Source organism: Desulfovibrio sp. 3_1_syn3, assembly GCF_000145315.2.
Taxonomy (GTDB): Bacteria; Desulfobacterota; Desulfovibrionia; order Desulfovibrionales; family Desulfovibrionaceae; genus Desulfovibrio; species Desulfovibrio fairfieldensis.
The window spans coordinates 306,550-320,742 of the sequence record NZ_ADDR02000001.1 but is presented as its reverse complement, the minus strand read 5'-3'; the positions used below and the strand labels follow the sequence as shown (position 1 = coordinate 320,742).

Genomic DNA, 14,193 nt, shown 5'->3' with positions numbered 1-14,193 from the left:
CTACTCTTTTTGCCCCGGTCTGGCAAGCCAAGGAGGCCTCGCATGGACAGAACCCCCTTTGCCGTATTGCAGCGCGACGCCACGGGCTACCAGCGCTCCTGCGCGCTGACGGCGGCGGCTGAACTGGATTTTTTCACTGTTATTCTGCGCAACGGCAACCGGATGAACGCCGGGGACCTGGCGCGGGAATGCGGCGTGGACGAGCGAGGCGCCGCGGTGCTGCTGAACGCCCTGGCGGGCATGGGTTATCTGTGCAAAAGCATGGGCGGCGCATCGGCTGATCCGGATCAGGGCGGCCTGGGGGTCTATGCCGTGGCCGAAGCCTACCGGGACGCGCTGGACAGCCGCCACCCCCTTTCCTATGTGCCCATGCTGCGGCATATGGCCAACGCCCAGCGGGGCTGGGCGGAGCTGGCGCGCACGGTGCGGGACGGCAAACCCCGAACCCGGCGGCCCAGCATCCTCGGCGAAGAGGAGGACGACCGTTCCTTTATCATGGGCATGAACTCGTTGGCCGTGCGCACGGCGGCCCCCATGATCAGGGCCCTGCACGAGGCCGGGGTGCTGCATTTCGGCGAAGGACCGGCGCGGATTCTGGACGTGGGCGGCGCGTCCGGCACCTATACCCAGGCTTTTCTGGAATGTTTGCCCACGGCGACGGCCGTGATATTCGACCGCCCCGTGGGCATTGAGGCGGCGCGACAGCGTTTTGCAGGCACGCCCCTGGAAGGCCGGGTGGATTTTCAGGCCGGTGATTTCTACAGCGACGCCCTGCCGTCGGGTTTTGACCTGGCCTGGATCAGCGCCATCATCCACCAGCACGGGCGGGAACAAAGCCGCGCCCTGTACCGTAACGCCTTGCAGGCCCTGAAATCCGGCGGCAAGGTGGCCGTGCGCGATTTCATCATGAGCGCGGACGGAACCAGCCCGGCGGCCGGGGCCTTGTTCGGCCTGAACATGCTGGTGCATTGCGCGGACGGCAGGGTTTATACCTTTGGGGAAGTGCGGGAGGATCTGGAAGCCGCCGGTTTCATCACGGTGGAACCGGCCGTGCCCGCTGAAACCATGTCCGCCGTGGTTACTGCCGTGCGGCCTTAGGAAAGCACTGGTGAATGGTCTTTTTGTCCCCTGCCCGCGTCAGGCTCACTCCGTGCGAAGGCCGGGTTTGAATATGCTCCCTGCGCCCGTAGTTCGCCTTGCTTCAGCCGTAGGCGACAAAGGAGCCGTACGGATAAAGACAGCAGCTCTAAAAACGTTCTTTTTCCTCAATATAACACAAAAAGCCATCTCATGGCGACACTCTCCGGGAGCAGTTGACACATTTCATGCGCAACTGCTCTAAAGTCCGGGCCGGAGCCGCCGATAAGAGAAGCGTAATGTCGTTTTCCAGGCCCGTGCGAGGGCCTGGAACCGTGACCGTCGTTTCGTCAGAGCAATTTAGAGTTAATCCGCTCTAAGGATCAAGGATATGTCCGAAGCCCTGGAAAGCATCAGTCCCCGTCCTGTGGGACCGTTGACGCCGTTGGTTCCCGCCGCCGGTCCTGACGGCGTGGGCGGGGGGGGACGCGGCCGGGAGAGGAGTCCCTTTGCCCCGGCAAGCCGGGCGGGTCGGAACGACGGACAAGAGAGCGGCCCGGCTGGTCTGCCGGGCCTGCCGGATCTGGCGGACAGCCTGAGTCTGAGCCCCGAAGCCCAACAGCAGTTGCGCGAGCTGAAACTGCGTGACGCCGAGGTACGCGCCCATGAGAGCGCGCACATGGCGGCGGGCGGCGGGCATGTGAACGGCGGGGCCAGCTATACCTACCAGAAAGGGCCGGACGGGCGGCAGTACGCCATCGGCGGCCATGTTTCCATTGACGCCTCGTCTGTGCCGGGCGATCCGGAAGCCAGCAGGGAAAAGGCACAACAGGTGCGCCGAGCCGCCCTGGCCCCGGGCGAGCCTTCCGGCCAGGACCGCCAGGTGGCGGCGCGCACCGCGGCTCAGGAAGCCCGTGCCGCACGGGATGCCCGGAAAGAAGAGGGCGACGGCGAAGGCCCGGCTGCATCCGGCCTGGTTTCGGCCGTTGTGGAGCCCGCTTCCGCCGGGCGGACTTCCGCCTCGGACGCCGCTGTTTCCGCTGATGCCGCCCAAGCAACCGCATTGACCGGCGCGGCGGCCCTTGCGGGAACGGACCCGGTTGATTCGGCCGCGCGCCGTCGCGCCGCCGGAGCCTATGCCGACATGTCCATGCGCGGCGTCATGCCCACGGCCCTGGCCCCCGGCGGCACGGGCATTTCCCTGCAAGTCTAGGGCCTGTGGGCACTATGCCTTTTTGCCCGCTCGCTACGTCAGATTTTTGCTTTGCAGCGAAGCGCGCGAATCAGTTGCTGCCGCGTGCTGCGACAGGATTCCGACGGAAGGGGATATGCCGACAGCGGGCGGCTGTCAGAGCGTTTCGGCGAAAGTGTGAAATGTCAAGGCCAGCGTCATGGCTGTCCTGTATTTTTTCACTATCTCGCGCAGATCGAAGACGCCCAGAGCCGCAAAAAGCCGCGCCGCCTCGTCTATATTGCCTGTTTCAAAACAGAGTACGGCCTTGAGCCAGGGATAAAAATCGCCTTCCTGCGAGATGAGCGCCTTTTTCACCGCTTCGTTCAGGAAGGCCCGTTCAAAAAGATTCTCGAAGGATGTGCGGTGCATGGCGTCCAAAGTGGAAAAAAGCCCCAGCGCGAAAAGCTGCTCGGCATAGGGGGAGCCGCTGGAGGCGGCTATATCGCGCAGGAAATGCGCGCGGAAGACGCACAGTATGGACAGTTCCCGCGCGGTGTCGGAAGTGTGGCTCTGATCGGCGATGAGCATGGCCGAAAGCCAGCGGCGTAGCCGGTCCACGCCCATGAGCACGATGGCCTGTTTTATTGAGTCTATTTTCTCCCGGAAAGAAAAGGCGACCGAGTTGACAAAATTGAGCAGCCTGAACGCCAGTTGCGGGCTATAGGAAAGAAGAGCGAACAGTTCTTTCCGTTCCATCCTGCCGGAGGCCAGATAGTACAATATCCGCAATTTGGTGTGCGCGTCGGGGGTCAGCCTTTTAGCGGAGATCAGCTCGGGGCGCTGAAAATAAAAGCCCTGAAGCAGCTCGTACCCCGCATTCCCGGCCCATTCCGCCTCCTGGTAGCTTTCCACTTTTTCCGCCAGCATCGTGACGCCGCGCTTGCGCAGGCCTTCCGAGATGCCCGCCAGCCGCCGGGCGGGCGCGCTCTGGAAATCCACCTTCACGATATCCACAAGATCAAGGAACCCTTCCACTCCCCGCTGCCCCCTGTAATCATCCAAGGCCAGGGTGTAACCGAGGGATTTCAGATGCCGCAGGACGGCAATATTCTCCCGCGTACAGGGAACTGTTTCCAGGATTTCGAGAATACACATGTCCGGCGACAGGGATTCAAGGATCTCGCTACGCAGCAGCTCATCAGGTATGTTTATAAAAACTTTCGTGCGCGTGCCGGAGTGGGCCGAAGCAAAGGAAATTCCGTCGACAATGATTTCCGAGGTCGCCTGGCTGCTGTCCTGAATATTGGCGGCGGTCAGATTGGACTGGTCCCGAAAGAGCAGTTCATACCCGTATAATATGCCGCGTACCGTGAATATGGGTTGTCGTGCAAAAAATAGCATAATTGATGTTTGCTGCGAGAAATACGGAGAAAAATTATTTTGTGACGGCAGCATATTTGACAAAGCCTTTCTGTGTCAAATGTACGAATTGAGATGATAAACAGAGAGTAGATTTTACGGAACCTGTTCACAATAACGTATTTTTACTTTCCACAGATAATATGCAGCGCGCATCCGCACATTTTCCTCCGCAGAGGCCCAAGTGCCCGTTGACTGTTTCCGGCCGGTCAACCCGTCTTTTTTGCCGGGCCGACCTGACTTCGGAAACATCCGCATGCAACAAGCGCCTTCCCGTAGAGGATTGCGCAACGGCCGCCGGTGATTTTCGAAAATACGCCGCATAGCCGACTGAGCAGTACGCCGGCAGGCTGAAATCGTCACTGTCACAGCGATTGCCGTCTTCTCTCCCTCTGGCGCGATTTCGTTGCCTCCCGCGTGTTTTCCTTTTTCTCATGGGAGGGTTCTTTTTTTGAGTGTTTTCGATCTAAAGATCGAGTGCCAGGCCCTAAAAAAAAGTTTAACTTGAAAACTTATGACGGCCAATAAGGTAGACCCTTCTATTTTTGGTGCGGAGCTTGCAGCCTTGCGCCGAAAATGCGGAATGACCCAAGCGGACTTGGGCAGGGCTTCCAATATCAATCCCCAATACATCAGCCTGCTTGAGAACGGCAAGCGCGAGGCGGGGCTTTCCACCATTGTGGCATTGGCGCAGGCTCTGGGCGTTCTGCCGGGAGTCCTGATCAATACGTATGTGGTGAATCGATCTATAGATCGAAAAATAAATAAAGGGAAGCCCCCCCAGGATTAGGGGAGGCCTATAAAATGCGGACGCCGCTCTAACCGGCGCTTTTCAAAGCACGGCGCATAATTTCCGCCAGCAGGTCCTCGGTCGTGCATTCCGCCGCCGGTCTGCTTGTGACGGCGGCGGAAGCGGGGCTGACGCCGGGCTCATCCCTGGTCCGCACCGTCCTGCCTCCTTGCCCCATGCGTACCCATTCCGGATTGATCCGTTTTTTCTCGAAAAGGGTTATGAGCCAATCGGACGGGACGGCCCTGCGCCGCTCGGCGTCGGAAATGGCCGATTGCCGGATATCAAGGATAGCCGCCAGTTCCGCCCGGGTCTTGCACGCGGCGGCCTCAAAAACGCGGCGGTATTGCGATTCAAAATCTTTTTGCGGCGGGCGGCCGCCAGGGGCGGGCATTTCAGGCATAACGCTCTCCGACATAGCTGATTGGCGATTGCCGAAAAGCAATTGCCGGGAGCTGATAACTGCCCTAGGACAGCGGGTTTATTCCCCCACAAGGAGGTGTTGTATTCACCGCACTCCCGACAGCATACGCGGAGAGACGGTTGCACTTGCCAGGCAAGCGCAACCCCGCGTGTGTCGGCGGCGGGTCCGCCTAGGGAAAGGTGTTATCAGCACCTGCCGGAAATATGCCGAAGGCCTGCGATAAAGCAAGGCGGGGCGGCCTGGCGCGCGTTGCGCCAGCGATTTGTTTGAGCCGTTCACGGCGAAGTTGTGTGCCCTTAACTGTCGCTACAAGGCAGGCGGCGCTGCCTCGGGTCAGGGCGGCATCGTCAGGGGGCGACATCAGCGCGAGGCTGGGAGCGGCGCCAACGTTATTCCCACCGTATTTTTTTCTTGACATTTGACGCTATTTTTTAATAAACGTTAATTAACAAAAACGCGTCACAAGAAAACGCACACGGCATCCGGCCCGACCGTTCACCCCCAAATCGGAGGAAATCCGTATGGCATCCGTCTTTCAACTCATGGCCGACACTGAAACCTTCGCCGTCTCCCTGACCCGCCTGGGGCTCATTGTGGTCCTGTTCTGGATCGGCGGCCTGAAAATCGCACCCTATGAGGCGGACGGCATTGTGCCCTTTGTGGCTGAAAGTCCCTTCATGAGTTTTCTGATGGACGACCCCTCGGACTACAAGGCGCATATGAATCCGGAAGGCAAGCTGGTGCCGGAAAACCGCCGGTGGCACCTGGAGCACGGCACCTATACGGCTTCGTACATCCTCGGCGCGATCATCGTCAGCCTGGGCATTCTGCTCTGCTTCCAGCCCTGGCTGCCGCAGGTGGCGGCCGTGGGCGGCCTGCTGGTTTTCGGCATGTCCCTGGTCACGCTTTCCTTTCTGATTACTACGCCCCAGGTCTGGGTGCCCGACCTGGGCGACGCGGAGCACGGTTTCCCCTACCTGAGCGGCAGGGGGCGGCTGGTGCTCAAGGATGCCGTCATGATGGGCGCGGCCCTGGTCTGCATGGCCGATTCTGCAAAAAAATATCTGCGCCGCCGCGTCGCGGCCAACTGAGCGGGAGAATGATATGAACAGCTCTGAATTCAAATCCGGCGGCATCGCGCCTTGCCTGGCCCTGTGTTGTCTGCTAGCCCTGTTGTACACAGGCATTGCCTCTGAAACTCAAGCCAAGGACATCCCCATGAATGATATGCAGAATGGTCTGATGCGGAAAAAGGCCCACGGCGATCTGGACGCGGTCTGGAAGCGCCTGCTCGACACGCTCACGGCGGCCAAAGCCCCGGTGTTCGTGACTGTGGATCATAAGGCCAACGCCCAGGGCGCGGGCCTGGACATGACCGGCGCGCGGGTGGTCATTTTCGGCAATCCCGCCGTGGGCACGGCCCTGATGCAGGCCGCCCCGGAAGCGGCCCTGGACCTGCCGTTGAAGATTCTGGTCTGGGAAAGCCCGGACGGCGTCATGCTGAGCTGGAGCGACCCGGCCTGGATCGCGGCCCGCTATGGTGCCGATCCTGATCTGGAAGTGGTGAAGAAGATGCGCGGCCTGCTGGAGAAGCTGACCAATGCCGCCGCAGGCATGTAGAGCGTTTTTATATTGAAAATATCTCAACGCTCGGTGCGGATTTTCCGTGAAAACCCGCACCGCGAAAGTATCGCAAGGCGAATTTACTCCGCCGTTAAGGGATAATTTCAAGCGCAAAATGCTCTAAAAGACCCCGCAGAGATATCAACAGCAAAAGAGGCCGCGAAATCGCGACCTCTTTTGCTGTACTGTCCGGCGAAAATTACTGCTGCTTGGGCTTCTTGCGACTCTGTTTGGCAGCCGCCGCGGGTCTGGACGCGGTTTCGGGCTTGCCCTGCGCGCGGAGAACGGCCTTGGCGTCCGGGTCGCCGTTCTTGGCGGCCAAACGGTACCAGCGGGTGGCCTCGCTCAGGTTGCGGGGCACGCCGGTGCCCTGGTCGTACATCAGGCCGAGGCTGTACTGGGCCGCGGGCTCATTTTGCTCGGCGGCCTTGCGGTACCATTCCACGGCCTTGTTGTAGTCCTGCGGCACGCCCCGGCCCTGTTCGTACATGAAGCCCAGGTTGTACTGGGCCTCGGCGTAGCCGCGCTCGGCGGCGCGGTTGTACCATTGCACGGCCTTGACCGGGTCCTGGGCGTAGCCGCGCCCTTCGGCATACATATAGGCCAGGTTGTTCTGGGCCTTGAGGTTGTCCTGCTCGGCGGCCTTTTCAAACCAGTGCACGGCCTTAGTGTCGCTCTGATTTTCGCCCTTGCTGTTCAGATAGGTCCAGCCCAGGGAATACTGGGCGTCGGCCAAACCCTGGTTGGCGGCGCGGCTGTACCAGTCGATGGCCGCGTTTTCATCCTTGGGCACGCCCCGGCCGTAGGCGTAAAGATAACCCAGATTGTACTGGGCCATGGCCAGGCCTTGCTCGGCGGCCTTGCGAAACCAGCGCGCCGCTTCGCGGTAATTGCGGCGTACGCCCTGGCCCGAGGCTTGAGCCGTTCCCCAGGCGTTCTGGGCGCTGATGTCGCCCTTTTCCGCCGCCTGGCGGAAAAGCTGGGCCGCGCGCTGCTCGCTTTTTTTGACGCCTTTGCCGTCCAGGGTCAGGCGGCCCAGCACATAGAGCGCTTCGGCATTGCCCTTGTCGGCCAAGGGTTTGAGCAGAGCCACGGCCTTGCCGTAATCCGCCTTTTCAATGGCGGCCTGGGCATTGCGCAGGTCGCCCGCCTCGTCGGCCAGGGCCGCGGGTACCAGGGAGGGCAGTCCCGGCGCGGCCAGGGAGCAGAGCAGCCCGGCGGCCAGGAGGAAAAACAGGAAACAGCGGGAAGATAGCTTCATAGTTTCGTCAGGGTTTGGGTCCAGTAGGGATTTTCGCTGCCCTTGACCATCATGGCCTGAAGGGCGCAATAGGTGCGGCGCGCGGCCTGCACGGCGGCGCTGCGCCACCAGGAAACCGGGTCTTCCCAGACCTGGTTGACCTTGGCGGCGGCTTCCTCGGCGGTGCCGAACCAGATTCCGGCCCGCGCCAGCACGTCCAGCAGGGCTTCGCTTTCCGGCGTGAGCGGCCAGGCCTCGCGCGTCCAGAACATGACTGTGGGCACATTGGCGGCCAGGGCTTCCAGCATGGTGGTGCCGTGATGGTCCAGGACCAGCAGGCGGCAGGCCAGCATTTGCGGGGTGAGCGGGCCGGTGCTCAAGCGTACGCGGGGAAAGCGCGGCAAGAGCCATGTGGCGTCCTGCAGGGCGCCGGGCACGTCGAAATAGGGGCGGTAAAAGGCGCGGGATTGCAGCGAGCGGCCCAGGGCCTCAAAGAACCACTGCTTGTCCTCGCGGTACTGGACCATCTGGAGCGGCGTGGGATGGGCGTCCAGGCGGTAGCCGTAGGCGGGCATCTCCGTGCCCACAAAGAGCAGATGGCGGCCGTTTTTGCCGTGCCAGCGTCCGGCGATGCGCGCGATCTGGGGATAGGGCAGGGGGATGAAATTGCCCCGGCTGCCCGCGTGCTCGCTCCAGCCCCAGGTGCCGAAGGCATGCTGGCTGTATTCCACCAGGGCCGTATCGCAGGTGACCCGCACCTGTCCGTAGTTGCCGCCGTGCTGCACGTACATCAGGCGGTTGCCGTGGGCGCGCCAGACGGCCAGGCGTTGGCGGTAGGCCGCGTCCTCATAGGCCGCCACGCTGGCGACGCGCAGGCAGGGCGGGAAGAGGTGCTTCTTGAGCCGTTCCGGGTGGCGCAGCCGCGCCAGGGATTGCGGCAGGGCGGCCAGAAAGAGGGGCAAGGGGTCCAGAGGCAGGTCGGCGCGCGCGCCCGTGGCCCGGCTGCCGTAGGTTTCGGCCAAAGGCTGGGAGCGGTCCGGACCATCGCTCACATGCACCAGCGAGAGGGAAAAACGCAGGGCCTGCCGGATGCTCATGCCTTTGAGGCGCGGGAAGAGCAGGCGCAGTTGCGTGCGCCGGGCCCACTGCCGCAGACGGCTTTTCAGATCCGCAGGGGCCTCGTCGCCGTAAGCCTCGCTGAGCGGGGGCAGCATTCCCTTTTGCCAGGCCCGGGGCCAATGGGCCTCCAGCAGGCGGGAAAGCAGCCAGTGGTTGAAGGTCTGGCCCAGCGCGCCGTGCAGGGTGAAATCGTGCTCGCCGCGGAAGCTGAAGGCGCAGTTTTCCGGCAGCAGGGGCACGCGCAGGGGCAGATGTCCCCAGGCCTCGGTCATGGCTTTGACCCGCTGCCAGCGTTCCACAATCTGCTTGGCGACGTCGATGGCCCAAGGCGTGAGCAGGGTTTCCCAGTAGGGGGACGGCAGTTCCGCGCTGTGCGGGCAGAGTCGGGCGGCCAGGGCGGGCAGGCTGTCCACGCACAGCGCCTGGGCCTCCTTGGCTGTGCGCTCCAGCACCTTGAGGTCGCGTAACGGTTCCGGCGCGAAGACGAAACGGTCTTCCCAGTCCGGGAAGAAATCTTCCTCACCGGCAAAGCACCAAGGCCCGGCGGCCCAGTGACTTTCCGGCTCGGCTCCGCGCGGCATGGCCCCCAGCACCAGGCTGACGCCGCCGTGCACCGCGCCGGACGCCGTATCCACAGACGTGAGCGCGCTCATGCCCGGTCCAGATCCGCCCAGGTCAGCACAGTGTCTTCCGGCAGGTCGCGTCGGGCGCGCAGGCCGAGCACTTCGTCATAATTGCGCGGGGAAATGCCGTGGGCCGGGCGCTTCCAGGTCAGGTCCGCCGGAGTCAGCGCCTGGCCGGCGGGCACGGCGCGGGTCGTGACCAGGGAACGGCGGGCGTGTTGCCGGGCCGGTTCCTCCGCGGGCAGGGCGCGCACGTCGAGATCGCCCACGCTGTCCAGCGTGCGCCGGAGCCGGGCGTAAAAGCGCTTCAGATCCTCTTTGTCCATGGCGTGGTAATGGTCGTTGCCGGGCAGGGCCTTGTCGTGGCTGAAATGTTTTTCCAGCACGCGCGCGCCCAGCAGGGTGGCTGTTTCGAGGATATGCATGTCCTGCGGCAGGGTGTGGTCGGAATAGCCGATGACGTGTTGCGGGAAGTGGCGCTTGAGCGCGGGAATCATGCCCAGGGCCGCGTTTTCGTCGGCTGTGGGATAGTTCAGCACGCAGTGCAGCAGGGCCAGCTTGTTGCCCTTTTCCTCGATCCATTCCACGGCCTCGGCGATTTCGTGCAGATGGGCCGCGCCCGTGGAGAGCAGGATGGGCTTGCGGAACTCGCAGAGAATGCGGATGAAGGGCTTGTTGGTGATATCGGACGAGGAAATCTTGAACACGTCCATGAGGTCGTTGAGGAAATGCGCGGATTCCACGTCAAAGGGCGTGGACAGAAAGGCGATGCCCGCCGCGTCGCAGTGCTTCTTGAGGGCTTCGAATTCGTTTTTCCAGAAGGAGTCATGCCGCTTGAACAGCTCGTACTGGCTTCTGGTGGGCTCCTTGCTGGTGTCCCAGTAGGCGGGCGAATCCTTGGAGGCCAGGGTGGCGGCCTTGTAAGTCTGGAACTTGATGGCGTCGGCCCCGCCCTCGGCGGCTTCGTCGATGAGGCGGCGGGCGATGTCCATGCTGCCCTCATGGTTCACGCCCGCCTCGGCGATGACGTAGGGCACGGGGATGCGTTTTTCCGGCGCGGGAATATCGAATATATCTGTAATTTTCATACGGATTTCCTCACTCTCTTGCGGATGAAGCGAGCATTATACGCGCTTGGGGCGCAAAAGAAAAGCGCGGTGAGGGCGGCGCGGCGGGCGTCAGGCCTCAAAAGGAGCTGTTAACATTTGCCGCGAGCGGCCTACAGCAACAATACGTCCACCACGCTGCCCTGTTCCAACCCTTCCAGGTCGGCGTCAATGCGTACCAGGCCTTGGGCGTCCAGCAGGGTGCGCAGCAGGCCGGACAGGCCGGGCACGGGCACGGCAAGGGGCAGGCCGCCGGTGGACTCCGGGTCGGCCGGAGCTTCCAGGCGTACCCGCAGATAGTCCTCGCGGCCTTGCTTGGAGGCCATGTTGCGCGACAGCACGGCCCGGCGCGCGGGCCAGAGGTTCTGGTTAAAGGCATCGGACCGCCCCGCCAGATGGCGCAGAAAGGGCGTGCCCAGCACAAACATGACCACCTGGGCCGAAGCCACCTGGCCCGGCAGGCCCCAGACGCATTTTTGCCCCACGCGGGCCAGAATCAGCGGCTTGCCCGGCGAAAGGGCCACGCCGTGGCAGAAAATTTCCGCATCGGGCAGGCGTTCCAGGGCCGCGACTGTAAAATCGCGCGCGCCCACCGAACTGCCGCCCGAGAGCAGCAGCACGTCCACATCGGCCAGGTGTTCCCGCAGAGCAACGGCAATGGCTTCCAGGTCGTCGGGCACAATGCCCAGCAGGCGCGGCTCGGCCCCGGCTTCGCGGCAGATGGCCGCCAGGGCGTGACTGTTCACGTCGCGCACCTGTCCGGGCCGGGGATCGGCGCTGACGGGAATGACCTCGTCGCCTGTGGAAAGGATGCCCACCCTGGGCCGGGCGCGCACGCTCACGCCCCGCGCGCCGCAGGCGGCCAGCAGGCCGATTTCCTGCGGGCGGAGCAGAACGCCGGATCTGAGCGCCGGGCGGCCCTCACGCGCGTCGTCGCCGCGCCGCAGCACATGCGTGCCCGGAGCCACGGGACGCCGGATTTCCACCAGGGGCTCCCCATTTTGGCCGTCGGCCAGTTCGGCACTGTGCTCCACCATGACCACGGCGTCGGCCCCGTCCGGCAGCGTGCCGCCGGTGACGATGCCCGCACATCGGCCCGGTTCCAGGCTGAAGTCGGCCGGGCGGTCCACGGCGATGCGGCCCGTGAGGGCCAGATAGACCGGATTGCCCTCGGACGCGCCGAAAACGTCCGCCGCCTGCACAGCATAGCCGTCCATGCCGGAGCGGCTGGTCAGGGGCACGTCGTCCCCGGCAATGACGTCCGCCGCCAGCACCCGGCCTTCCAGGCCGCGCGGGTCGGTCAGGGACGCCGTTTCGGAGGGCACGGGGGCAAAGGCCGCCAGGCGGCGGGCCACTTCCGCCACGGGCAGGACCACAAAAAAGTTTCGGGGCATGGCTCTTCCTCCCATCCGCCCGTGTACAGCATCCCCGGCGGCCCGGCAATACGGGCCCGGCAGTGCTTCATTCCAGCCGGACAATGTATTTCGCCACATAGACCGCGCCCGACCCGGTCAGCAGGTGGCTCATCAGATCATAGCCGTAAGCGTCGCCGCGCATGCGCAGCCCCGCGTCGGCAACAGCCCTGACCATGCGCCCGAAAGCGGCGGCCTGGCTGGATACCTCGCCCTTGTGGAAAAAGGCCGCGTAGCGTCCGGCGGGAATTTCCCGCACGTCGCCCGCGTCGCCCGCCTCCGCCCGGGTAAAGAAAAAGCAGGGCCGGAAGTCTCCTTTTCCGGCGTGTTCCGCCGGGACGATCATGCCGAGAGGGGCGTCCGTGCTGTTGCCGCGCTCCAGATCATGCGCCAGGCAGGCGGAGTAGCATTCGACGCTGCCCGCGCCGCTGAGAATTTTTTCCGGGTCCGTGGGCACGGCAATGATGCGTTCCGCCTCCTTTTCCTCAAGCAGCAGCCTGTCGAAGTCCGCATCAATGGTCTCTTCGGTCAGGGCGATGAGCCTGCGCAGCATGGCTTCGCGCCGGGCCAGACGCGTCCGCTCTTTCTCGAGGATTCCGGCGCGTTCGCGGAGCAGGCGCAGATAGGCGCTGGGATCGCGCATTTCCCGGCAGGCCCGGATTTCCCCAAGCGTGCTGCCGGTCTCTTTAAGCAGGGATATCATGTCGAAATCGAAAAACTGCTCCAGGTCGTAGCGGCGATAGCCGTTGCCCGAGACGTGCCTGGGCTTGAGGATGCCTTCCCGGTCGTAGTGGAAGAGCGTTTCTTTGGTTGTATGGCACAAGCGGGCGAATTCCCCGGTTTTCAGAAATTTTTCATTTTTCACGCCATGCTCCTTGACCCTTGCCTTACCCCATAGTTTATAGTGATCCATTACAAGAGGGAAGTCCGCGCGCAGAGGGCGCGCGGGCCGTATCCTCCGGGTATTTCAGAGCAGCTTTCCTTTGAAAGGCAAACTGCTTTAAGGAAGTGACGTGTCATGAAATGGTCCGAGTTCAGCACGGCCCGCGCGGCCTGTGCGTATTTCTTCATCTGTCCCGGCCTTGTCTACGGCCTGCTGACAGCGCGTCTGCCCGCGCTCAAGGCGCAGACCGGGGCGGACGATGCCCAGATAGGCCTTATCCTGCTCTGTCTCGGCGTGTCCGGGCTGGTCGCGCTTTTCGGCAGCGCCTGGCTCATCGCGCGCTGGGGCAGCCGTGCGGTTCTCCGTCTCGGCACCTTTGTGCTGCTTTTTTCCCTCCCGTTCTGCGGGCTGGCCTCCACGCCGCTGTTGCTCGCCCTGGCCTGCGTACTGGTCGGTTGCGGCACGGGTTTGGCCGATGTCGCCATGAACACGCAGGGGATACAGATTGAACGGCGTTACCATGCCCCGTGCATGGCGCTCATGCACGCCTCCTACAGCCTCGGCGGCGTCATGGGCTCGCTGATGGGGGCGCTGTTCGCCGCTCTGGGCTTCAGCCCGCTTGTCAATTTCATCGGTGTGCTCGGGGGCTACGCCTGCTTCCGGCCGCTGGCCGTGCCCCGCCTCCAGCCGGACGGCGCGACGGAACAAACGGCGCGGAAAAGAACCTTCCGCGTTCTGCCGCTTTTCGTCATCGGCTGCGGCCTGCTTGCCATGTGCACCTACGCGGCCGAAGGCTCGGTGGCGGAATGGGGCAGTCTGCTGCTCTTCAGCGTGAAAGGGGCCGATGAACAGACCGCCGCCCTGGTCTACGGCGCCTTTGCCGGAACCACGGTGCTCTGCCGCGTTTTCACCGACCGGCTGCGGAGCTGGGCCGGGGATTTTCCCCTGACCTGCGGCGGGGCATTGCTCGCGACCTGCGGCATGGCCCTGGCCCTGTTTTCTCCCAGGGCGGGCGTCTGCCTTCTGGGCTATGCCTGCATGGGCGCGGGGCTATCTCCCATTGTCCCCATTCTGTTCAGCCGCGCCGGGGAATATCCCGGCGTCACTCCCGGCGAGGCCAGCGCGGCCGTCTCCGTGCTGGCCTACGGCGGCCTGCTGTTCTTTCCGCCCACCCTGGGCTGGCTTGCGCACAGGGTCGGGCTGGGCAACGCGCTGCTTGTGGTGCTCGGGCTCTGTTGCTGCCTGGCCCTCGGGACGTTTCTGCTCCGGGGCGGTTCCAGGAGCGTAACGCGGGCATAAGGGC

The 14,193-nt window shown here is 63.4% G+C and carries 13 protein-coding genes; 6 read left to right on the top strand and 7 right to left on the bottom strand.

Going from position 1 to position 14,193, the window contains the following annotated elements; genetic code table 11:
- Window positions 1-42 precede the first annotated feature (42 nt).
- Together HMPREF0326_RS01305 and HMPREF0326_RS01300 are read left to right on the top strand one after the other, a co-directional pair.
- A complete protein-coding gene (locus HMPREF0326_RS01305) occupies window positions 43-1,098 on the top strand; it encodes a methyltransferase (RefSeq protein ID WP_009302780.1) in 1,056 nt (351 codons plus the stop codon).
- Window positions 1,099-1,468: 370 nt separating this feature from the next.
- Window positions 1,469-2,290, top strand: a complete 822-nt coding sequence (locus HMPREF0326_RS01300) for a putative metalloprotease CJM1_0395 family protein (RefSeq protein ID WP_008682167.1) — start codon at window positions 1,469-1,471, stop codon at window positions 2,288-2,290.
- A gap of 135 nt (window positions 2,291-2,425) precedes the next feature.
- On the opposite strand, the gene HMPREF0326_RS01295 is transcribed toward HMPREF0326_RS01300, so the two are convergent.
- Complete coding sequence (locus HMPREF0326_RS01295) at window positions 2,426-3,652, bottom strand: EAL and HDOD domain-containing protein (protein ID WP_008682165.1); 1,227 nt, start codon at window positions 3,650-3,652, stop codon at window positions 2,426-2,428.
- Window positions 3,653-4,184: 532 nt separating this feature from the next.
- On the opposite strand from HMPREF0326_RS01295, the gene HMPREF0326_RS01290 reads away from it, so the two are divergent.
- Window positions 4,185-4,460: a helix-turn-helix domain-containing protein gene (locus tag HMPREF0326_RS01290; protein WP_009302786.1), complete on the top strand. Its 276-nt coding sequence runs from the start codon at window positions 4,185-4,187 to the stop codon at window positions 4,458-4,460.
- 28 nt (window positions 4,461-4,488) lie between these two features.
- Here the strand turns inward: HMPREF0326_RS01290 and HMPREF0326_RS15435 are convergent, their stop codons facing one another.
- On the bottom strand, window positions 4,489-4,863 hold the full coding sequence (locus tag HMPREF0326_RS15435) for a helix-turn-helix domain-containing protein (RefSeq protein ID WP_020990134.1): 375 nt from the start codon (window positions 4,861-4,863) through the stop codon (window positions 4,489-4,491).
- A 542-nt stretch (window positions 4,864-5,405) separates the two neighbouring features.
- Here HMPREF0326_RS15435 and HMPREF0326_RS01280 point away from each other — a divergent pair.
- Both HMPREF0326_RS01280 and HMPREF0326_RS01275 read left to right on the top strand, forming a co-directional pair.
- On the top strand, window positions 5,406-5,975 hold the full coding sequence (locus HMPREF0326_RS01280; RefSeq protein WP_008682158.1) for a DUF417 family protein: 570 nt from the start codon (window positions 5,406-5,408) through the stop codon (window positions 5,973-5,975).
- Window positions 5,976-5,988: 13 nt separating this feature from the next.
- Window positions 5,989-6,504, top strand: a complete 516-nt coding sequence (locus HMPREF0326_RS01275) for a DUF302 domain-containing protein (RefSeq protein ID WP_020990133.1) — start codon at window positions 5,989-5,991, stop codon at window positions 6,502-6,504.
- Between the two features lie 202 nt (window positions 6,505-6,706).
- Here HMPREF0326_RS01275 and HMPREF0326_RS01270 read toward each other — a convergent pair whose 3' ends face one another.
- The 5 genes from HMPREF0326_RS01270 to HMPREF0326_RS01250 all read right to left on the bottom strand — a co-directional run bounded on the left by HMPREF0326_RS01270 (window position 6,707) and on the right by HMPREF0326_RS01250 (window position 12,872).
- Window positions 6,707-7,768, bottom strand: coding sequence for a tetratricopeptide repeat protein (locus tag HMPREF0326_RS01270; RefSeq protein WP_020990132.1), 1,062 nt, complete (start codon window positions 7,766-7,768; stop codon window positions 6,707-6,709).
- The gene (locus HMPREF0326_RS01265) at window positions 7,765-9,519 is read right to left on the bottom strand and encodes an LIC12162 family transferase (protein WP_020990131.1); all 1,755 of its coding nucleotides are present in this window, start codon (window positions 9,517-9,519) and stop codon (window positions 7,765-7,767) included. Before HMPREF0326_RS01265 ends, HMPREF0326_RS01270 begins: the two co-directional genes overlap by 4 nt.
- A complete protein-coding gene (locus HMPREF0326_RS01260; protein ID WP_008682151.1) occupies window positions 9,516-10,577 on the bottom strand; it encodes an N-acetylneuraminate synthase family protein in 1,062 nt (353 codons plus the stop codon). Before HMPREF0326_RS01260 ends, HMPREF0326_RS01265 begins: the two co-directional genes overlap by 4 nt.
- Before the next feature lie 131 nt (window positions 10,578-10,708).
- Window positions 10,709-11,989 carry a molybdopterin molybdotransferase MoeA gene (locus tag HMPREF0326_RS01255; protein WP_020990130.1) on the bottom strand — a complete coding sequence of 427 codons (1,281 nt, stop codon included), beginning with the start codon at window positions 11,987-11,989 and terminating at the stop codon, window positions 10,709-10,711.
- A 67-nt stretch (window positions 11,990-12,056) separates the two neighbouring features.
- A complete protein-coding gene (locus tag HMPREF0326_RS01250) occupies window positions 12,057-12,872 on the bottom strand; it encodes a MerR family transcriptional regulator (protein ID WP_008682144.1) in 816 nt (271 codons plus the stop codon).
- Window positions 12,873-13,025: 153 nt separating this feature from the next.
- Between HMPREF0326_RS01250 and HMPREF0326_RS01245 the strand changes: the two genes are divergently transcribed.
- Window positions 13,026-14,189, top strand: a complete 1,164-nt coding sequence (locus HMPREF0326_RS01245; protein ID WP_008682142.1) for an MFS transporter — start codon at window positions 13,026-13,028, stop codon at window positions 14,187-14,189.
- Window positions 14,190-14,193 lie beyond the last annotated feature (4 nt).